We start from the raw sequence: 20381 nt of genomic DNA on the forward strand, positions 1-20381 counted from the left end.
TCCTTGCTGCCACACCCCACCAGAGCGACAGCCGGGAGAACGGCCGTCGTCACACACATGAGTTGCAGCGCCGCTATGGTCCAGCACAGGCCGCCACACGCCGCCTGCCTCCAGCCAGCATGGCCCCCCACCAGTAAAGAATGCCAGCAAAGGAGTCCCAGCATGGATCGCAAGACCGAACAGGACGTTGATTTCGAAGGCTTCTCCTTCGACGCATTCGACGAGGCCCGCAGGCCCTCCCCGCAGACGACCGGCTTCGACCAGGTGGTCGACAGCGCGCTGTCCCGCCGCGGCCTGCTCGGCCTCCTCGTCTATGGCTCCGGCGCCGCCGCCATGGGCCTTGGCACCGGCGTGACCGGCCTGCTGTCGTCCGTCTCCGCCGAGGCCGCCGCCTCGCGCTTCGCCTTCACCGCCATTCCGATCGCCACCGACGCCACCGTGCATGTGCCGGAGGGCTACACCTGGCAGGTGCTGGCGCGCTGGGGCGACCCGCTGTTTTCCGACGCCGCGGAGTTCGACCATGCGACCGGCGGCGACGCCGCCACCTCCGACCGTGTCTTCGGCGAAAACACCGACGGCATGGAACTCTTCACCATCGGCGGCCGCCAGGTGATCGCGGTCAACCACGAATACGTCAACCCGAAGCTCAACCTGCCGAACAATGACGGCGGCACGCCGGCGAGTGCTGAGGACGTGCGCAAGCTGCAGAACCTGCAGGGCGTCACGGTGATGGAAGTGGCGGAAGGCGAGGACGGCTGGCGCATCGTCGTCGACAGCCCGCTCAACCGGCGCATCGACCACAACACGCCGATGCGCCTGTCGGGGCCCGCTGCCGGCCACGACCTGTTGAAGACCGAAGCCGATCCGACCGGCACCGCCTCGCTCGGCACCTTCAACAATTGCGGCTCGGGCCGCACCCCCTGGGGCACCTATCTGACCTGCGAGGAGAACTTCAACGGCTATTTCGGCTCGACCGACGAGGCCGTCGCCCTGCCCGAGCACTTCAAGCGCTACGGCATCGGCGCCAAGAGCGTCTATTCCTACGAGAAGTTCGACCCGCGCTTCGACATCTCGAAGAACCCGAACGAGCCGCACCGGGCCGGCTATGTCGTCGAGATCGACCCGTCCGACCCGACCTCCGTGCCGGTCAAGCGCACCGCGCTCGGCCGCTTCAAGCACGAGAACGCGGCGACGGTTCTCACCCGCGATGGCCGCGTCGTCGTCTATATGGGCGACGATGAGCGCGGCGAGTTCCTCTACAAGTTCGTGTCCGCCGGCGTCTATACGCCGGGCGGCGACACCTCGACCCTGCTCGACGAGGGCACGCTCTTCGTCGCCCGCTTCGCCGACGACGGCAGCGGCGAGTGGGTCGCGCTGACGCCCGAGGTGACCGGCATGCCGGCGGCCGAGATCGCCGTCTTCACCCGTGTCGCCGCCTCCAAGGTCGGCGCCACCACCATGGACCGGCCGGAATGGGTCGCGGTCAATCCGGTGGCGGCAGAGGCCTATTGCGCGCTCACCAACAACACGCGCCGCGGCGTCAAGCCGAATGCCGGCGGCGACGACACCCCGGTCGGCGGGCCGAACCCGCGCGCCGAGAACCAGTATGGTCAGATCGTCCGCTGGTATCCGGCCGGCGACGACCACGCCGCCACCGGCTTCACCTGGGACCTCTTCGTCATGGCCGGCAATCCGACCGTCCATCAGGACGCCTATGCCGGCTCGCCGAACATCCATGACGGCAACATGTTCAACGCACCCGACGGCATGATGTTCGATACGACCGGCCTGCTGTGGATCCAGACCGACGGCGACGACGACAACGCCGGCGACTTCGCCGGTCACGGCAACAACCAGATGCTGGCCGGCGACCCGGCGACGGGCCGCATCGAGCGCTTCCTGACCGGCCCGCACGGATCGGAAGTGACCGGCCTCACCTGGTCGGCCGACCGCCGCACCATGTTCGTCGGCATCCAGCATCCCGCCTCGCCCTTCCCGGACGGCGAGGGCACGCTCGGCCGCTCCTGCGTGGTCGCGGTCAAGCGGGCGGACAACGCGCCGGTCGGCTGAGACGCCGGCATCAGCCCTTATCCCCGCCCTGTCCCCGTTTCGGGGGCCGGACGACAAGCTCCGGCGCGCTGCGACAAGCGGCGCGCCGTTTTTTGCGACGATTGAGAGAGTTTGAGAGGCCGATTCTCAAAATTTCTCAAAATTTTGCAAAAATCTCGCAAAATTCCGCAAGCCTCCGCCCCCTGCCCCGCGCCTGCCTCGCCCCTGCCTCGCACCTGCGCCACCCCTGCCCCGTACCTGCCTCGCGCCTGCGCCGTGCCCGCTCTTGCCCCCGTCGCCGCGCTCGCTCTTATCCCCGTCCCGCGCCTGCTCTTGTCCCCGCCGCCGCGCCCGCTCGTATCCCCGCCCCGCGCCTGCCCTTAGCCCCGCCACCGCACCCGCTCGTATCCCCGCCACCGCGCGGAACTGACCCGTCCCGCCCCCGTTTTGCAAATAATTCTCAATTGCATTTGACAAGTTGCAAATGGTTCTCATAATCATTCAAAACAACGGGACATCCCCGCCGACGGCACCGCCCGGTCGGGAGAATTGAAAGGATGCAGCACATGAGAGCGGGATCTATCCTCGGGCTTCGACGGATCGCCCTGGCAGCGGGCTTGATGCTGCTGGCGCTCGCGGCCCTCGCGCCGGGCCATGTCCGCGCCGAGGCGGGGCAGGCGGCACGGCCGCTGTCGGTCGTGGTTACCACCGGCATGATCGCCGATGCGGCGCGGCGGATCGGCGGCGATCATGTCGAGGTGCGCGCGCTGATGGGACCGGGCGTCGACCCGCATGCCTACCGCCAGACCCGCTCCGACATCGCCGCCATGGCCCGCGCCGACCTCGTTCTCTGGCACGGCCTCTACCTTGAGGCGCAGATGGAAGGCTTTCTCAAGGAACTCGGCGCCCGCAAGCCGGTCGTCGCGGTGGCCGAGAGCCTGCCGCGCGAGCTGCTGATCTCTCATTTCGACTATGCCGACAAGGTCGACCCCCATGTCTGGATGGACCCGCGCCTGTGGTCGCGCGTCGTCGAGGCGGTGCGCGAGGCGCTTGTCGCCGCCCGGCCGGAGGCGGAAAAAGCCTTTTCGGTCAATGCAAAAGCCTATCTTGACGAGTTGGAGCAGGTCGCCGCCTATTCCGACACGGTCTTTGCCAGCGTGCCCGAAACCGCGCGGGTTCTGGTGACGGCGCACGACGCCTTCAGCTATTTCGGCCGCGCCCAGGGCTTCGAGGTGCTCGGCATCCAGGGCATCTCGACCCAGAGCGAGGCCGGCCTGCAGCGCGTCGCCGAACTGGTCGACATCCTGGTGGACCGGCGGATTCTTGCGGTTTTCGTCGAAAGCTCGGTCTCCGACCGCTCGATCCGCGCGCTGATCGAGGGCGCCGCGGCGAAGGGCCACACCGTCGCCATCGGCGGCGAGCTCTTCTCGGATGCAATGGGCCCGGAAGGCGCCTATGAAGGCACCTACCCTGGCATGATCGATCACAACGCCACCGTGATCTCGCGCGCTCTCGGCGGCGATGCGCCGGAGCGCGGCATGGCCGGCCGGCTGGCGGCGGGAAGCTGAGGAGCGTGACGGCGATGCAGGCGCGCGACAGGGTCGAACTGGTGGCGGACCGGCAGGCGGAGGCGGCCGCGCGCGCCGAAGCGGCGCGGGCGGCGATGGCCTTGCGGGCGATCACCGTCTCCTATGGCGAGAGCCCGGCGGTGTTTTCCGTCGACGCCACCTTCCCGCGCGACAGCCTCATCGCCATCATCGGCCCCAACGGCGCCGGCAAGTCGACCCTGCTCAAGGCGGCGCTCGGCATCGTGCCGCGCCTGTCGGGCACGGTCACCGTCTTCGGCGCGCCGATGGAGCGGGCCCGCGCAAGGGTCGCCTATGTGCCGCAGCGCGCCTCGGTCGACTGGGACTTCCCGACCCGCGTCATCGACGTCGTCCTGATGGGGCTCTATCGCGAGCTCGGGCTGCTCGGCTTCGTGCGCGCCAGCCACCGCGAGCGCGCGCTCGCCTGCCTCGCCCGCGTCGGCATGGCCGATTTCGCAACCCGCCAGATCGGCCAGCTTTCCGGCGGCCAGCAGCAGCGCGTCTTCCTCGCCCGCGCGCTGGCCCAGGACGCCGACCTCTACCTGCTCGACGAGCCCTTCGCCGGTGTCGACGCCGCGACCGAGAAGGCAATTATCGATGTTCTCAAGGCACTTAAGGCGGAGGCGCGCACCGTCGTCTGCGTCCATCACGACCTCGCCACCGTCACCGCCTATTTCGACCGGGTGCTTCTGATCAACACCCGCCGCATTGCCGAAGGGCCGGTCGCCACCGCCTTCACGGCGGAGAACCTGCAGGCGACCTATGGCGGCCGGCTCGCCTCCGCCCATATCGACCAGTTGCGGCTGTCGGAGCAGGGCTGATGCCGGTGCCGGGCTCCCCGATCGAGGCGTTTCTGTCAGCACTGCTGCTGCAGGCCGGCTACAATGCGGGCCTTGTCGCCATCGGCGCCAGCCTGCTCGGCATTGCTGCGGGTGCCGGCGGCACCTTCCTGTTCCTGCGCAAGCGCGCCCTGCTCAGCGATGCCATCGCCCATGCGACGCTGCCCGGCGTCGGTATCGCCTTCCTGGTCATGGTCGCCTTCGGCCTCGACGGCCGCAGCCTCGTCGGCCTCCTGGCCGGCTCGGCCCTGTCCGCCGGCATCGGTCTTCTGTGCGTCGAGTGGATCACCCGTCACACCCGCCTTGCCGAGGACACCGCGATCGGCGCGGTTCTCTCGGTCTTCTTCGGCTTCGGCATCGTCCTGCTGACGGTGATCCAGACCCTGTCGCAGGGGCGGCAGGCCGGGCTCGAAGGGTTCCTGCTCGGCTCCACTGCCGGCATGCTCTACCAGGACGCGGTGGTGATCGCGCTTGGCGGCGTCCTTGCCGTTCTCGCTCTCGTGGCCTTGCGCCGGCCGATGACGCTGGTCTCCTTCGATCCGGGCTTTGCCGCCGCCCTCGGACTGAACACCCGCCGCATCGACCTTGCCATGATGCTGCTGGTGCTGGCCGTCACCGTCGCGGGGCTGAAGATCGTCGGCCTCGTGCTGGTGATCGCCCTGCTGATCGTGCCGCCGGTCGCAGCCCGCCTGTGGAGCGAGCGCACCGACCATGTGGTGCTGATCGCCGGCGCCATCGGCGGCCTGTCCGGCTATGTCGGCGCCGCGATGTCGGCCGCCGCGCCCGGCCTGCCGACCGGCCCGATCATCGTGCTCGTCGCCTTCTCGCTGTTTCTCGTCTCGCTGCTGCTGGCGCCGGGGCGCGGCGTTCTGGCCGCCGCCCTCCGCCACCGCCGGTTCCAGTTGCGTCTGCATCGCCGTCAGGGCCTGCTGTCGCTGGCGCGCGGCGAGCCGATCTTCGACCCGCTCACCTTGAAGGTTCTGCGCCGCGAGGGGCTGATCCGACCCGACCGCGTGCCGACCGAAGCCGGGCGCCTCGAAGCGACCCGCGCGCTGCTCGACGAACGCCGGTTCGAGGTCGCCCGCCGCATCCACCGGGACGATCCGCTGAGCCACCGCTATGACGGGCTGACCCCGATTGCGGCCGTGATGACGGGTGACGAGATCGCCGAGATCGACCGCCTGCTGGCCGACGCCGCGGCGCGGCACCGCCGGGAGGACACATGATGGGCGCCGACTTCGTCCAGCTCTCGCTGACCCCGATCCTGATCGGCGTGCTCGCGGCGATCGCCTGCGCGCTGCCGGGCAACTTCCTGATCCTGCGCCGTCAGGCGCTGATCGGCGATGCGATCAGCCATGTCGTGCTGCCGGGCATCGTCGTCGCCTTCCTGGTCACCGGCAGCCTTGCCAGCCTGCCGATGCTGCTGGGCGCCGCCGGAGCCTCGCTGATCGCGGTCCTGCTGATCGAGACGATCCGCCGGCTCGGCCGCATCGAGCCGGGCGCGGCGATGGGCGTCGTGTTCACGGCAATGTTTGCCGGCGGCGTGCTGCTGCTGGAGCAGAGCGACACCAGCGGCGTCCATCTCGATGTCGAGCACGCGCTGATGGGCAATCTGGAGAGCCTGATCTGGTTCGACGCCACCGGTTGGAGCTCGCTGCTGGACCCGGTTGCCCTTGCCTCACTGCCGCCGGAACTGCCGCGCATCGCGCTGGTCGCCGCCCTGATCACCGTGCTGATGCTGGTGTTCTGGCGGCCGCTGAAGCTCTCCACCTTCGACGAGGGCTTTGCCGCAACGCTCGGCCTGCCGGTCCGCCTGATCGGCCTGGCGCTGGTCGCCGCCTCGGCAGTGGCCGCCGTCGCCGCCTTCGATGCGGTCGGCTCGATCATCGTCATCGCCATGTTCATCTGCCCGCCGGCCACCGCCCGGCTGATGACCGAGCGGCTGGAGCACCAGGTGGCCTGGAGCACCGGATTCGCGGCGCTCTCAGCGGTGCTCGGCTATGTGCTCGCCGGCTATGGACCGCTCTGGCTCGGCTCGGCCCATGCGGTCAGCGCCGCCGGCATGATCGCCACGGTCTCGGGCCTGATGCTGGCCGCCGCCTGTCTCGCGGCTCCGCATCGCCGCCGTATCGGTCAGCCGTCAGCCTGATACTTTTGCCATTTCCTCTTGAGATGCGCAATTTGTCGAGACTTTATCTACGTATAACTAAATAAAACTACGCAACTTATACAATTACATTCGAAGTGTAAGTTTCTTTTCGAATTGAAAGTACGATTAAAGGTCGAAAATACAATCAGCCCTGCAGCTTCTGTCGATTGAAAGAAACTCTGCGCAGTGAGAACATTCGCGCATAGGATGTTATCGACGTTAATTGCAATTTTTTGTGGAGGGCTGTGATGTTCGACGTCTCCAGCGTTCGCGAGATCGAATACGGCGCCAGCGGCGTCACCTATGTCTACCAGGACCACGACGATCCCAAGCTCTGGTACATGGTGCCGGTGCCGCGGTTGCGGACTCTGGACGGGGCTCCGGCCTTCGGCCTGACCGAATACACCTCCAATGGCGGCGGCATCGCCGGCCTGTGCACCTTTGAGATGGAGCTGGTGCAGCCGCTCGAAGCGCGGCGGGCGGCGGAAGAGATCCTCGGTCCCGACATTTCCTGGGGCGGATTCGTCTGGGTCGGCGGCACCGCCTTTTTCTATTATGACATTGCCGGCGAGACCCAGGTCCTGGCGATCGAGCCGACGCTCTACGGCACCAATGTCGCCGCCTTCCAGATCGAATTGCCGACGGCGGAGGCGGTCAACACCTTCAAGAACGCCTTCAGCGGCGACGAGGGCGGCGCCTCCCCCTTCCGCGTCGAATACGAGATGCAGGTGCTGACCAAGCTGCTCGGCGCCAAGGCGACGGTCAGCTACACCGCCGAGGCCGCCATCGAGTACGAGAAGAAGTACAAGACCGTCCGCGACACCTGGGGCAACCAGAAGCAGGTGTTGCAGGAGGTGAAGCAGGTGCTGCGCCAGTCGGGCGCCGGCGAGGTCAAGGTCGAGCTCGGGCCGGGCAGCAGCGACGAACTGGCCCAGCGGGTGCGCGACTGGGGCTGGACGACGCTGGAAAACCAGGTCGCCAACACGGTGGCCGCCGCCGCGATCATGGCAACGGGGCCGTTCCCGGTCTCCGCGACCACCTCGTTCAACCAGACCTATCAGGAAGACACGGTGATCGACTGGTCGACGCCGGTCAGCAGCTTCATGCGCCGCTTTACCGCCGACGAGTGGAAAAAGGTCTTCACCAAGGTCGACAACCGCAAGCTCTCGGTGGTCTTCAACCTGATCGGCGAACTCACCCGTTCCGGCTCTGACGATCCGATCGCCGAGACGGTGACCGTCACCGTCACCTACCCGACGCGCAAGACCGACAACACCTTCATGCTGATCGTCACCGACGGCGACCAGTCCTCGAAGATCTACGAGGCGCCGGGCGACTTTTCCGGCGGCAGCTACAATCCGGAATTCACCTACAGCTATGTGATCCACTTCAAGGACGGCAAGTCCTTCCAGAGCGACCCGATCACCACCACGGATACGCTGGTCAACATCACGCCCAACGTCTTCGGCACGCGGCAGGTCACGTTCATCGGCCAGGCCATCCCCTTCTCCGGGGCGACCGGTGTGCGGCAAGTCAATATCGACTTCTTCTTCGCCCCGCCGGCCGGCAATCCGGCGATCGTCCAGACCAAGACGATGACCGGCAACGGCGAGACCAACGCGGTCCGCTTCGAGAGCTTCTACAACCTGCCCATCGGCCCGAATTATAGCTATCGGCTGCGCTACCAGATGGCCGACAATACCGAAATCGTCTCCGAACCGCCGGGTGCCCTGTCCTCGGCGCCCGACTACACCGGCTCGGGCAATGCCGACATCGTCTTCGTTCTCGATCCGAAGGGCCTGTTCACCCAGTTCACCCTGCGCGCGTTCAACTACACGACGGAGCCGACAACGCTGCTGCTGGTCGATGTCAACGCCCAGTATTTCGACCCCGCCAACAACGGCGACCACTGGGTGGCGGAGAACAGTTGGTCGAACTGGGAGCCGAAAGGCGCGCTCAGCTTCGCCGAGCCGCGTTGGAACTTCCAGGCGATCGACAACACCAACAACGCCTACTTCAACATTTCCGGAAACATTTTCTACTCTGATGGCCAGAGCTTTACCCTCGACAGCTATCGTCAGTCGAGCGAATACAAGACCTTGACCATCACCAACACGATACAGAACTACAGCGTCAAGGTCGACAGCAGCCGGATCGACTGGACGCAAGTGGCGAGCGTCAACCTCACCATGTTCCAGTTGACGCCGAAGGCGCGCCAGACATTCGGCGACAGCCTGCCGGGCTTCCTGTCGCGGCCGCGCCACGAGATGACCCGGGCGGAGCGGGTCGAGGCGGAAGCCTCGCAGCAGAACGTCATCCTGTTCAGCCTGCTGGGGGCCCCTTCGGGTGTCGTCGTCGAAAATCTGGAACGCTATTACGGCATCCAGCGCCTGCGCAGCGAGCCGACCATCGAGTTCTACTACACCGCCGTCTATGTGCTGAAGGACGGCAGCACCCGCGAGTTGGAGAAGCAGCAGGTCTCCGGCCGCCTGTCGGTGGAACTGCCGCCGCTGCCGCCGACGCCTGTGACGGCCGGCCTCGTGCACCAGGTGATCGATCCCGATGCGCTGGCCGCGCGGATGCGCCAGGGCGGGTGAGCGCCATGCCTCCGCCGATCCCGTCCGGGAGCGCGCGGCGGCGACGGGATCTGGGTGCCGAGCCTCCGGTTCGGCTCCTGGCCCCGCTCCCGGATGTGGGAGTGGGAACGGTTCCGGCTGCCGCCGTCTCGTCGCTCGACCGCCTGCTGGCGGCAGCCGCCCCCTTGCTGCCGCCAGGACTGACAGCACAGGACTGTCCGCCAAGCGACCTGACGCCCGCCGGCGCGCCGCTTGAGGCCGCCTTCGTCTGGGCCGATGGCGAGGCGGGCTGCGATCCGCGACTCAGCCTCGATCCCGCGCCCGGCGCGCGGCCCGACACTCGCCTTGCGGCCGCGCTGTCGCTCTGCCGGACGGGTGCGGGGACGGCGCTCGCACCCGCCGCGCTACGGCTCGTCGAGCGGCTGTCCTGCTGGCAACGGCAGGCGGGGGCCCGCTATGGCGCCTGGGCGGGTCTGCGCGAAGCGCCCTCCGGGGGCCTTGCCGCCAAGCTCTATCTGGAACTGGCACAGATGACGAAGGCGAATGGGCGTCCGCTCTGGGCCGCCCTGGAGGAGCGCCTTGCCGGCGCGCCGCCGGTGCTGGCGGGCCGAAACCTCAGGCCCACCATGCTCGGCGTCACGCCGGACGGCAGCCTGCTGGAGCTCTACTATCGCGCCGACCCGCTGTTTCCCGGCGATCTCGACACGCTGATGGCCCGGTTCGGCGTTGCCCCGCGCGGGCACGAGGTTCGCCGGCTCATCGAGCGGCTGACCGGGCGCAGCGTCCGCTTCGAGATCCCCTCCAGCGACATCGGCTTCTCCGTCGCCTTCAGGATGGCGGCCGAGGGCCGGACCCAGGCTGTCGCCTTCACCTTCTATTCCAACGCCGCCGCCCTGCTCGGGCCGGATGCACGCATCGCCGACGCGCTGCTTGTCGAGGGCGCGGCGCGCGGCTGGGACATGACGGCCTATGAACAGGCCTTCGCCGGCTCCGCCGCGCTGCGACGCGCCGGCGAAGTGCCGCTGCAACGGCACGGGCTCCTTGGCATCGTGCTGGCGGCAGATGCCCCGCCGCGCGTGACGGCGACGCTCGCCGTGCCGGTTCCGCCCGCGGGAGGCCGCCATGCTTGAGCCCGCCCCGCGCCCGGCTGGTCTTCTGGCCGATCTTCTGGCCCTGCAAGCGCCATCCGGGGCGTTTCCCTCGCAGGTGGAAACGCCGGCCGGGTGTGTCGCCGACGAAACCGCCTTCGTCACCGCGCAGGTGGCCTTGCTGTTGCCGGCGCTCGGTCGAAACGAGGCGGCGATGCACGCCCATGCGCGGGCGCTCGACTTCGTCGAGACGTGCGAAGACTCAAGCCTGCCGGGGGCTTTCCGCTTCTATCCGCAAGGCGGCGGCGGGCCCCGCCTGATCGACAGCCTGCCGCCGGACGCGGACGACACGGCGCTCGCCTGGATGGCGCTGGTCGCCGGCCGCCGCCGCGAGGCGCGCGAAGGGCGGGCACGGCTGGCGGACCTGCTGCCGCGCCTCGCCTGCGGCCCGCTGCGCCGCGGCGATCCGCCGTTCGCGCGGGCGCCGCTCCTGCGCACCTGGTTTCTCGACAGCGCCCCCGGCCCCGTCGACCTGACAGTCAATCTCAACATGCTGGCAGCGCTCGCCGCCTGCGGCGCGGCGAGCTCCAACAGCGGTCTGTCGGGCCTGATGCTGCAGCTTGCCGGGCGCCTTTCCGCCGTCATCGCCGCCCATCCCCCGACCCGCTCGGCCCTGCGCGCGCTCAGTCCCTACTACGCCGACCCGGCCGAACTGGCGATCGCCGCGCTGCGGGCACGGGCCTGCGGCGCGCCGGGCCTCGACGGGCTCGCCGGAACACTCGCGCCCCTCAATGCGCGCGAGCGCGCCGCCGGGCGGCCCCCTGATCGCCCGCTCTATTGCAACGCCCATGGCCGACCGCTCTGGCGGGCACCGGCCCTGCAACTCGCCCGGCGCCTTGCCGACCGGGCGCCTGCCGCCTTCGACCTGTCCCTTTCACCGGCCAGATTTTCGGGAGGTTTCCATGATTGCGATGCCCAGGTCCGTTTTTGCTGAACTCGATGCCGGCGAGCGCCCGGCGGCCCGCGCCAGCACCAAATACATGGAGACCTTCCAGCTCTCCCGGCCGGCGCTCGGCGGCACCGATATCGTCACCTACGCCAATGTCGCCGGCGATCTCGACCTCTACACCATCGGCACCGGGGGCGAGGTCTACCGCCTGCGCCGGGGCGAGAAATCGCTGGCGCCTTACCAGGACACCGACCTGCACATTCGCGGACGGCAGCTCTTCCTCTACACCTCCGGTTCGGAAAGCAGCGACACGCCGAACATCATGACGCTGGGCGACAACGGCCAGCTCTCGCTTGCCGAATATCAACCGACCACCGCCAGCTACTACCAGCGCGAGACCAAGCCGCGCGATGCGGGCGAGACCATCCGCCAGTTCCGCGGCGCGCGCGGCATCACCGGCAATGTCTATGTCAATGTCATGCTGGACGTGCCGGGTGAGAATTACGGCCTGCTCGCCAACAATTTCTTCAAGCCGGGCAGCAGCGAATGGGCCGGGCCGGTCTGGGCGCCGGTGATGGGGCCGGGCGGCACCCAGGCGCAGGTCAAGACCATCGCCATGGTCGCCAACAGCGCCGTGCAATCGGCGATCTTCGCTATCGGCAAGGACAACTCGCTCCTGTTCAGCGAGACCAGCGACCGTACCTCGGCGCTGCGGGTGCTCGGACCGAAAAAGGCGACGGCGCTCTATGTGGTGGCCGATGCCAATGACCGGCTCGCGATCTTCGCGGTCGAGCAGGGCACCGGCAAGCTGCTGCTGAAGAAGGAGAAAAAATACCAATCCGGCACGGTGAAACAGTTCGACGACTGGATCCAGGTCGATCCCGCGCAAAGCGTGCCGCTGACCGAGATCTACGCCTCCGTCACCTTCGACGACCTGTTGCAGGTCTTCGGCATCGGCACCGACGGGCGGCTGTGGCGCGCAGGCCAGGCACCCGGCAGCGGCCGCAGCGCCGAGCCGGTGTGGCAGACGCTGTTTCCGCTCGGCAACGAGATCCCGTCCGACCCCGGCTCCAAGGCGACGATCTTCACCGTCGGGCGCGACCGGGCCGGCTATGCGGAGGCCTATACCGTATCGGCGGCCGGCGACCTCACCCGCTTCTGGCAGTCGCCGACCTCGCGCCAGTGGTTCGACCAGCGCATCGACCTGCTGCGCCAGGACAACGACATGGTGCCGGTCGAGACCCATGCATTGGAGATGGTGGTGCTCGACGAGGACGGCATGCCGCTGTCCTTCGCGCCCGTGTCGATCCAGGCCTCGTTCCTCGTCACCCTGTTCGTCGACGGCCGCTCCTATCGCTGCAGCCAGCTCAACCGGGTGGCGGCGCAGACCGGACCGGGGGGCAAGCTGGTGATCTACCAGCAGGCGACGGCGCTGGCGGCGGCAACGCTCTATGTCGAGACGCCGGGAACGCTGGCCGGCACGCCGATCGTGGTGGAGCCGAACCTGCAATTGCAGGAGAAACTCGCCAGCCTTTCGGTCGCCGACATCAAGAACGCCAAGGATGCCGCCGGCAACTACTTGCTGCCGGCCGAGTATCGCAGCAGCGACGAATATGCCCAGAGCCTGCAGCAGATCACCCAGGCCTCGATGGAGATCGCCGGCCAGCGCGAGACGAAAGCCGCAAGGGTCGTCTATCACACCGTGTCGCGGCGCATGGCGGCGCGCGGCTTCGACCCGCGGCTGGATTTGCGCGCCATGTCCGGCACGGCCTGGTCGATCGACTTCACCTCCGGCTTCCCGCAATACCAGCCGATGACGGTCTCCGAGGTCGCGACGTGGAAAAGCGAGCGACTCGCCTCGATGCGGGCCTCGGCGGCCAATGACGACGGCGCGGAAGTCGCCGGGTTCCTCGGCATCGACTGGGGCGATGTCTGGAACGGCATCAAGAACGCGGCGAAATTCGTCATCGACGGGCTGACCAAGATCGTCGTCGAGATCATCGACGGCATCGGCCGGGTGCTGTTCGAGATTGCCGGCAAGGTGTTCGAGGCGATCATCGAGTTCGTGCAGCAGGCCTTCGACTTCGTGCAAGGCGTCTGGAACTGGCTGAAGGTGAAGTTGCGCCAGCTCTTCGAATGGCTCGCCTTCCTGTTCAACCTCGGCGACTTCCGGCGCATGGCCGAGGCGGTGGAACACAACACGCGGGTGCTGCTCGACTTCACGGCGGCGGGCGTCGACCACGTCAAGGACATGATCCTGTCCGGCATCGACACGCTGAAGGAGTCGCTCCAATCCGTCGTCGATACGATGATCCAGGAGCTCAACAAGGACGACAACCCGACCTACGACCAGTTCTCCTCGCAACAGGAGATGACCGACGAGCAGGCGTATGAGATGGAGCACAATCTGTTCTCCAACGCCTATGAGCAGAACGGCGGCAAGGCCGATGAGCGGGGCGGCAGCACGGTCAGCCTGATGAGTTCCAGCGCCCTGTCGAGCTCGCTCGACGGGCTGATCGCAATGATGGAGGACCTTGCCAACAACTTCCAGTTCGGCGACGGCAAGGAAGCGTTCGAGGAGGCGCTGACCTTCTTCACCGCCATTGGCGATGATCCCAACAACGCGCTGAACCTGTTGATGAGCGGCGTCATCAAGCTGATGGAGAGCGTCGCGCTCTTCGCGCTCGACGCAGCCAAGGGCGTCATCGCGACGCTGATGGATCTCGTTCGGGAAGTGGTGGAATCCTTCCGCGACGTGCTGTTCTCGGAATGGGAAATCCCGGTCCTGTCGCAGCTCTACAAGTTCTTCACCGGCAAGAGCCTGTCGATCCGGGTCAGCCAGATCGCGTCCTGGCTGGTCGCGATCCCGGCGACGCTGATCTACAAGCTGGCCACCGGCAAGGCGCCCTTCCCGGACGAAGCCTCGCTCGAGGCCTACAAGAACTACGTCACCGTCGACTGGGTGAAATCGAAATTCGGCATCGCGACCGACAAGCAGGTGCTGTTCGACAGCACCTCGGAAAAGGTGGTGGCCGGTGTCTCGCTCGGCATCTATGCGGCGGCGATGGTGGTGCGCATCTTCACCGACGGGCTTACCGGCTTCCTCAGCTCCACCGGAGCGATCCCCGATCAGGGCAGCAGGGTGCCGGAGGGGCTGAAGAATTACTCAAGGAGCTGGACACCGAAAGGCAAGAACCTTGCAGGCCTTGCCGCCGTCCTGATGCGCTACGTCACCACTTTCGCCACCATGCCCTGGCTGATCCGCCCCGGTTCGCCGGCGCCGAGCTGCCCGGCCGGGCAGCCGGGCTTTGCCGGCGTCATCTGGATCTGCCAGGTGATCGCCGGGCCGACGCGCGGGCTGCTGATCCTGGCGTTCCCGGGCGGCAAGGCGCGTACCTACACGGCGGAGCTGACCATCACGCTGTGGGGCTTTGCCAATATCGGAATGATCTCCTGGAATTACGCGGCAAGTCCGAAGAAGGACACGCTCGCCAAGCTCGGCCTGTCGCGGGCGCTGACCAATGTCATTCCCGGACAGGCCACGCGCTTCCTGTTCGTTCCCGACGTGCAGGAGGCGCTGTACTACGTACCGGCGATCATCGGCGAGGCGCTGATCGTGGTCGGCTATCTCGGCTCGGCCGGCATCGCCGTAGCGGAACTCGTCGAAGTGGTGAAAGCCGACTGAGACGAGGCCCGCTGGCGGCGGAAGAGGGGGCGGCGCCCGTCTTCCGCCGCCAGCGCGAGCCATCTGCCTCATCGCGGCCGGCAAACCGCAATCCGCTCGCTCGGCCAAGCCCTTCCGCAGAACAGACAGGCTTCCCAAGAACGGTCACCTCCCGGATCGGATAATTCTGTCATTGTATGTTCATATGAGCGTTGTGCTATGTTCATATGAACGAAGTAGAGACGGAACGTCCGCATTCGGGAGGAAGACAGTCGCTCATGACCGGCGACCTGACCATAACCGCGCGCCAGCGCGAGATCGCCGACCTCGTGCAGTCGAACGGCTTCGCCTCGGTCGAAGCGCTGGCCGAGCGCTTCGAGGTGACCACCCAGACCATCCGGCGCGATCTCACCCGGCTGTGCGAGCACGGCATTCTGCGGCGCACCCATGGCGGTGTCGAGCCGCCGGCCCCGGCGGGCAACCTGCACTATGCGCGTCGCCAGATCCTGAACCTGCCACAGAAGCGGGCGATTGCCGAGACGGTCGCGCGCCATGTGCCGGACGGCGCCTCGCTGGCCTTCTCCATCGGCACGACGCCGGAGATCGTCATGCAGGCGCTCACCCGGCATGAGGGCCTCCGGGTCTTCACCAACAACCTGCATGTCGCCTTCTCGGCCTCGCAGAACCCCGGTTTCGAGGTGACCATCGCCGGCGGCCGGCTGCGCCACGGCGACCGCGACATCCTCGGCGCCGATACCGAGCGGTTCTTCTCCGCCTATAAGGTCGACATCGGCGTCTTCGGCGTTGCCGGGGTCGATGCCGACGGCACGCTGCTCGACTTCCACGAGGACGAGGTCGCCGCGCGCCAGGCGATCCTCGCCAATTGCCGCCGCGCCTTCCTGGTGCTCGACGCCAGCAAGTTCGGCCGCCCGGCGCATGTGCGCGGCGGTCATATCACCGACGTTGCCGCGGTGTTCTGCGACACCGCCCTGCCCGCTCCCATCCAGGCGCTGCTCGCGGCCGCCGGACGCGAGAGCGTGGTGTGCACCAACACCGGCGAGGAGCGCTGATGACCGCGACCGACACCCGCCCGGGCGGGCAGGAAATCCTGCTTGAGACTGTCTCGAAGGTCTGGGGCGCCCACAAGGCGGTCGACGACCTGTCGATCCGCGTGCCCGCCGGCACCTTCACCGTCCTGCTCGGCCCCTCGGGCTGCGGCAAGTCGACGACGCTGAGGATGATCGCCGGCCTGGAAAGCGCCGATGCGGGACGTATCCTGATCGGCGGGCGCGACGTCACCCATCTGCCGGCGGCCGAGCGCAACCTCGCCATGGTGTTCCAGTCCTATGCGCTGTTTCCGCATCTCGACGTCGCCGAGAACATCGTCTTCGGCCTGAAGGTGCGCCGGATGGCGAGGGACGAGCGTGAGGCGCGGTTGAAGCGCGTTGCCGAGCTCCTGGGCCTGTCCGCGCTGCTCGACCGCAAACCCTCGCAACTGTCCGGCGGCCAGCAGCAGCGCGTGGCGCTGGGGCGGGCGATCATCGCCGAGCGGCCGGTCTGTCTGATGGACGAGCCGCTCTCCAATCTCGACGCCAAGCTGCGCCACGAGATGCGGGTGGAGATCCGCGCGCTGCAGAAGAAGCTCGGCTTCACCATGGTCTATGTCACCCACGACCAGGTCGAGGCCATCACCATGGCCGATCAGGTGGTGCTGCTGAATGGCGGCCGGTTGGAACAGGCGAGCGATCCGCGCGCGCTCTACCAGCGGCCCGAGACGCCATTCGCGGCCCGCTTCATCGGCGTACCGCCGATGAACGTGCTGCCGGGTGCGCTGCTGGCGCATGTGGATGCCGATCTCGCCGCCCACAAGGTCGGCCTGCGCCCCGAAGCCTTGACGCTCGCCGCCGCCGGTCCGCTCGCCGCACGGGTTACCAGCCTCGAATATCTCGGCGCCGACATGCTGATCGACTGCGCGGCGAACGGTGCGACCTTCACCGTCCGCCTGCCTGGCGACCACGACATCGCCACAGGCACCGAGATCCGCCTCGGCTTCGAGCCGCAGGACCTGCACGTCTTCGACGGCACCGCCGGCCACCGCCGCGATGATCTGGCGATGGCGGCCGGAGCCCGGCTCGCCGGCTGAACCCGCGGGCGGACCCAAACGAATGACGGGCCGGTCGCTCCCGGCCCCGACAGGAAACGCTCCCGCCCCACGCGCGGGACGTGACGCCGGCACAGCCAGCGCGAAGCGGCCGGCACAACATGAGGGAAGGCAGACATGTTGAAATCGATGCTGATGAAGGCCGCCGCCACGGCGACCCTGACAACCGGATTGGCACTCGGCACCTGGGCCTCCGCCCAGGCCGTCGAACTGCAGTTCTTCTTTCCGGTGGCCGTCGGCGGCAAGGCCGCCGATACCATCCAGGCCCTGACCGACGAATATGTCGCGAACAACCCGGGCGTGAAGATCGACGCCGTCTATTCCGGCTCGTATCAGGACACCATTGCCAAGGTGATCACCGCCTCGCGCGGTGGCACGCCGCCGCAGCTCTCCATGGCGCTGTCGGCCGACATGTTCACCCTGATCGACGAGGACCTGATCGTCCCCTTCGACGACTACCTGAAGAGCGACGAGGACAAGGCCTGGATCGAGGGCTTCTATCCGGCCTTCATGGAAAACAGCCAGACCGGCGGCAAGACCTACGGTATCCCGTTCCAGCGTTCCACCCCGGTGATGTACTGGAACAAGGAGGCCTTCAAGGAGGCCGGCCTCGACCCCGAGACGCCGCCGGCGACCTGGGAAGAGCTGGTCGAATTCGGCAAGAAGCTGACCAAGAAGGACGCCAACGGCAACGTCACCCAGTGGGGCGTGCGCATCCCGAGCTCCGGCTTCCCCTACTGGCTGTTCCAGGGCCTGACGACGCAGAACGACGTGATCCTGGCCAACAGCGAGGGCAACAAGACCAATTTCGACGATCCGAAGGTGGCCGAGGCACTGCAGTACCTGGTCGACCTCTCCACCAAGCACGGCGTGATGGAGCCGGGCATCGTCGAGTGGGGCGCGACGCCGAAGGCCTTCTTCGAGCGGCAGACCGCGATCATGTGGACCACCACCGGCAACCTGACCAACGTGCGTGACAACGCGCCGTTCGAGTTCGGCGTCGCCATGCTGCCGGCCAACAAGCGCCGCGGCGCCCCGACCGGCGGCGGCAACTTCTACCTGTTCAAGGGCGCATCCGAGGAGCAGCTCACCGCCGCTGCCGACTTCGTGAAGTGGATCACCGGCCCCGAACAGGCGGCCAAGTGGACCATCGCCACCGGCTATGTCGCCCCGCGTCCCGATGCCTGGGAAACCGAGGCGATGAAGACCTACGCGGCCGAGTTCCCGCCGGCGACGGTTGCCCGCGACCAGCTCGAATTCGCTGTTGCGGAGCTGTCCACCTACCAGAACCAGCGCGTCACGACGATCTTCAACGATGCGCTGGCCGCCGCCATCACCGGCCAGAAGGACGCGGCAACTGCGCTGCAGGAAGCCCAGGCCCAGGCCGACGCGATCCTCGCCGAGTATCGCTGAGCCTGCGGGGCGCACGGCGCCCCGATGACACCAGAAGGGGATCGGCGGCACCTGCCGCCGATCCCCGCCGGGTTGACCGCCTCCGGCGGCAGCTCCCGACACGAACCAGGGCGACGACGATGACGACCCCGACAGGACAGGCGAGAGTGCCGATGCTGATCCGCAGCCGCGAGTGGGTTCACGCGTGGCTGTTGCTGCTTCCCGCGCTCTTCTTCCTCTTCGCCTTCACCCATGTTCCGGCGGTGATGACGCTGTGGAACAGCTTCTACTCCACTCCGCGCGGTCGCCGGCCGGCCCGCTTCATCGGCATCGAAAACTACGAGCGGATGATCGGCGACCCGGTCTTCTGGAAGGTCCTCGGCAACAATCTGTGGTTCGCCCTCGGCACGATCCCCACATCCATCGCCATCGCCATCGCCATGGCCCTGTGGGTCAACGACCGGCTGGCCGGACGCGGCTTCGTGCGCATGGCCTATTTCACCCCGACCGTGCTGCCGCTGATCGCCGTCGCCAATATCTGGCTGTTCTTCTACACGCCCGGCTTCGGCCTTATCGACCAGGCCGCATCGACCCTGTTCGGCTGGCCGCAGACCAACTGGCTCGGCGATCCGGCGACCGCTCTCAACGCGGTGATCGTCGTCACCGTGTGGAAGGAAGCTGGCTTCTTCATGATCTTCTACCTTGCGGCGCTGCAAGCGATCCCGCCCTCCCTGGTGGAGGCGGCGAAGATCGAAGGCGCCGGCCGCTGGACGATCTTCTGGCGCATCACCTTCCCCCTGATGATGCCGACGACGCTGTTCGTGTCGATCAACGCGGTGATCAACTCGTTCCGCCTGGTCGATCACATCTTCATCCTGACCAATGGCGGTCCGGACAACGCCTCGTCGCTGCTGCTGTTCTACATCTACGAGACGGCCTTCAAATACTGGGAGACCGGCTACGGCGCGACGCTGACCGTCGCCATGCTGGCGATCCTGTGCGCGCTCGCCATCGGCCAGTTCTTCTTCTTCGACCGTAGGGTGCACTACAAATGACCGCCGCAGCCGACGCCCCCGCCCGCCCGCGCCGCCGGCGCTTCGACCTCGACCGCGCGCTCAACACGCTCGCCGCCTGGGCGCTGGCGCTGCTGTGGATCCTGCCGCTGGCCTTCGCGATCTGGACGGCAATCCACCCGTCCGCCTACGAGGCCCGCTTCGAGCTGCTGGCGCCGCTCACCTTCGAGAATTTCGAAAAGGCCTGGGGCGCCGCGCCCTTCGCGCGCTACTTCCTCAACACCTTCATGCTGGTGACGCTGATCCTCGCCGGCCAGTTCCTGCTGTGCACGCTCGCCGCCTATGCCTTCGCGCGCTTCGCCTTTCCCGGCCGCTCGATCCTGTTCACCCTGGTGCTGCTGCAATTGCTGGTGATGCCGGACATCCTGATCGTCGAGAACTACAAGACCATGCGCATCCTTGGCCTGGTCGACACGATCCCGGCGATCGCCCTGCCCTATATCGCCTCCGGCTTCGGCATCTTCCTGCTGCGCCAGACCTTCATGACCGTGCCGCGCGAACTCGACGAGGCCGCGCGCATCGAGGGTGCCACGGTGCTCGGCATCCTGTGGCGGGTCTATATCCCGCTCGCCAAGCCGACGTATCTCGCCTACGGCCTCGTCTCGGTCAGCCACCACTGGAACAACTTCCTGTGGCCGCTGATCGTCACCAACTCGGTCGACACGCGCCCGGTGACGGTCGGCCTCAGCATCTTCTCCGCCATCGACTCCGGTATCGAATGGTCGGTGATCAATGCGGCGACGCTGATGACCTCGGGCCCGCTGCTGATTGCCTTCCTGCTGTTCCAGCGGCAGTTCGTGCAGAGCTTCATGCGCGCCGGCATCAAGTAGGACGGATCGCTTCCGCCAAATGCAA

At 67.2% G+C, this 20381-nt stretch carries 14 protein-coding genes; all 14 read left to right on the top strand.

The window, feature by feature from the left end; genetic code table 11:
- The first annotated feature begins 162 nt into the window (after positions 1-162).
- On the top strand, positions 163-2070 hold the full coding sequence (locus TSB10GB4_RS03270; protein WP_186394530.1) for a PhoX family phosphatase: 1908 nt from the start codon (positions 163-165) through the stop codon (positions 2068-2070).
- Positions 2071-2615: 545 nt separating this feature from the next.
- Complete coding sequence (locus tag TSB10GB4_RS03275) at positions 2616-3617, top strand: metal ABC transporter solute-binding protein, Zn/Mn family (protein WP_186394531.1); 1002 nt, start codon at positions 2616-2618, stop codon at positions 3615-3617.
- 14 nt (positions 3618-3631) lie between these two features.
- A complete protein-coding gene (locus TSB10GB4_RS03280; protein WP_305849837.1) occupies positions 3632-4456 on the top strand; it encodes a metal ABC transporter ATP-binding protein in 825 nt (274 codons plus the stop codon).
- Complete coding sequence (locus tag TSB10GB4_RS03285) at positions 4456-5700, top strand: metal ABC transporter permease (protein WP_186394532.1); 1245 nt, start codon at positions 4456-4458, stop codon at positions 5698-5700. Before TSB10GB4_RS03280 ends, TSB10GB4_RS03285 begins: the two co-directional genes overlap by 1 nt.
- Positions 5697-6623, top strand: coding sequence for a metal ABC transporter permease (locus TSB10GB4_RS03290; RefSeq protein WP_244293014.1), 927 nt, complete (start codon positions 5697-5699; stop codon positions 6621-6623). Before TSB10GB4_RS03285 ends, TSB10GB4_RS03290 begins: the two co-directional genes overlap by 4 nt.
- Positions 6624-6871: 248 nt before the next feature.
- On the top strand, positions 6872-9220 hold the full coding sequence (locus tag TSB10GB4_RS03295) for a hypothetical protein (protein ID WP_186394533.1): 2349 nt from the start codon (positions 6872-6874) through the stop codon (positions 9218-9220).
- A 101-nt stretch (positions 9221-9321) separates the two neighbouring features.
- Positions 9322-10329, top strand: coding sequence for a hypothetical protein (locus TSB10GB4_RS03300; protein ID WP_186394534.1), 1008 nt, complete (start codon positions 9322-9324; stop codon positions 10327-10329).
- A complete protein-coding gene (locus TSB10GB4_RS03305; protein ID WP_186394535.1) occupies positions 10322-11281 on the top strand; it encodes a hypothetical protein in 960 nt (319 codons plus the stop codon). Before TSB10GB4_RS03300 ends, TSB10GB4_RS03305 begins: the two co-directional genes overlap by 8 nt.
- Complete coding sequence (locus TSB10GB4_RS03310; protein ID WP_186394536.1) at positions 11250-14921, top strand: hypothetical protein; 3672 nt, start codon at positions 11250-11252, stop codon at positions 14919-14921. Before TSB10GB4_RS03305 ends, TSB10GB4_RS03310 begins: the two co-directional genes overlap by 32 nt.
- A gap of 257 nt (positions 14922-15178) precedes the next feature.
- Positions 15179-15970 carry a DeoR/GlpR family DNA-binding transcription regulator gene (locus TSB10GB4_RS03315; protein ID WP_186394537.1) on the top strand — a complete coding sequence of 264 codons (792 nt, stop codon included), beginning with the start codon at positions 15179-15181 and terminating at the stop codon, positions 15968-15970.
- Positions 15970-17043: an ABC transporter ATP-binding protein gene (locus tag TSB10GB4_RS03320; RefSeq protein ID WP_186394538.1), complete on the top strand. Its 1074-nt coding sequence runs from the start codon at positions 15970-15972 to the stop codon at positions 17041-17043. The genes TSB10GB4_RS03315 and TSB10GB4_RS03320 overlap by 1 nt, the downstream gene beginning before the upstream one ends.
- Positions 17044-17178: 135 nt before the next feature.
- A complete protein-coding gene (locus TSB10GB4_RS03325) occupies positions 17179-18474 on the top strand; it encodes an ABC transporter substrate-binding protein (RefSeq protein ID WP_244296453.1) in 1296 nt (431 codons plus the stop codon).
- A gap of 119 nt (positions 18475-18593) precedes the next feature.
- On the top strand, positions 18594-19508 hold the full coding sequence (locus tag TSB10GB4_RS03330) for a carbohydrate ABC transporter permease (RefSeq protein ID WP_208984395.1): 915 nt from the start codon (positions 18594-18596) through the stop codon (positions 19506-19508).
- On the top strand, positions 19505-20356 hold the full coding sequence (locus tag TSB10GB4_RS03335; RefSeq protein ID WP_186394539.1) for a carbohydrate ABC transporter permease: 852 nt from the start codon (positions 19505-19507) through the stop codon (positions 20354-20356). The genes TSB10GB4_RS03330 and TSB10GB4_RS03335 overlap by 4 nt, the downstream gene beginning before the upstream one ends.
- The last annotated feature ends 25 nt before the right edge of the window (positions 20357-20381 follow it).

The sequence above is a fragment of the Stappia sp. TSB10GB4 genome, assembly GCF_900185745.1.
GTDB lineage: Bacteria > Pseudomonadota > Alphaproteobacteria > Rhizobiales > Stappiaceae > Stappia.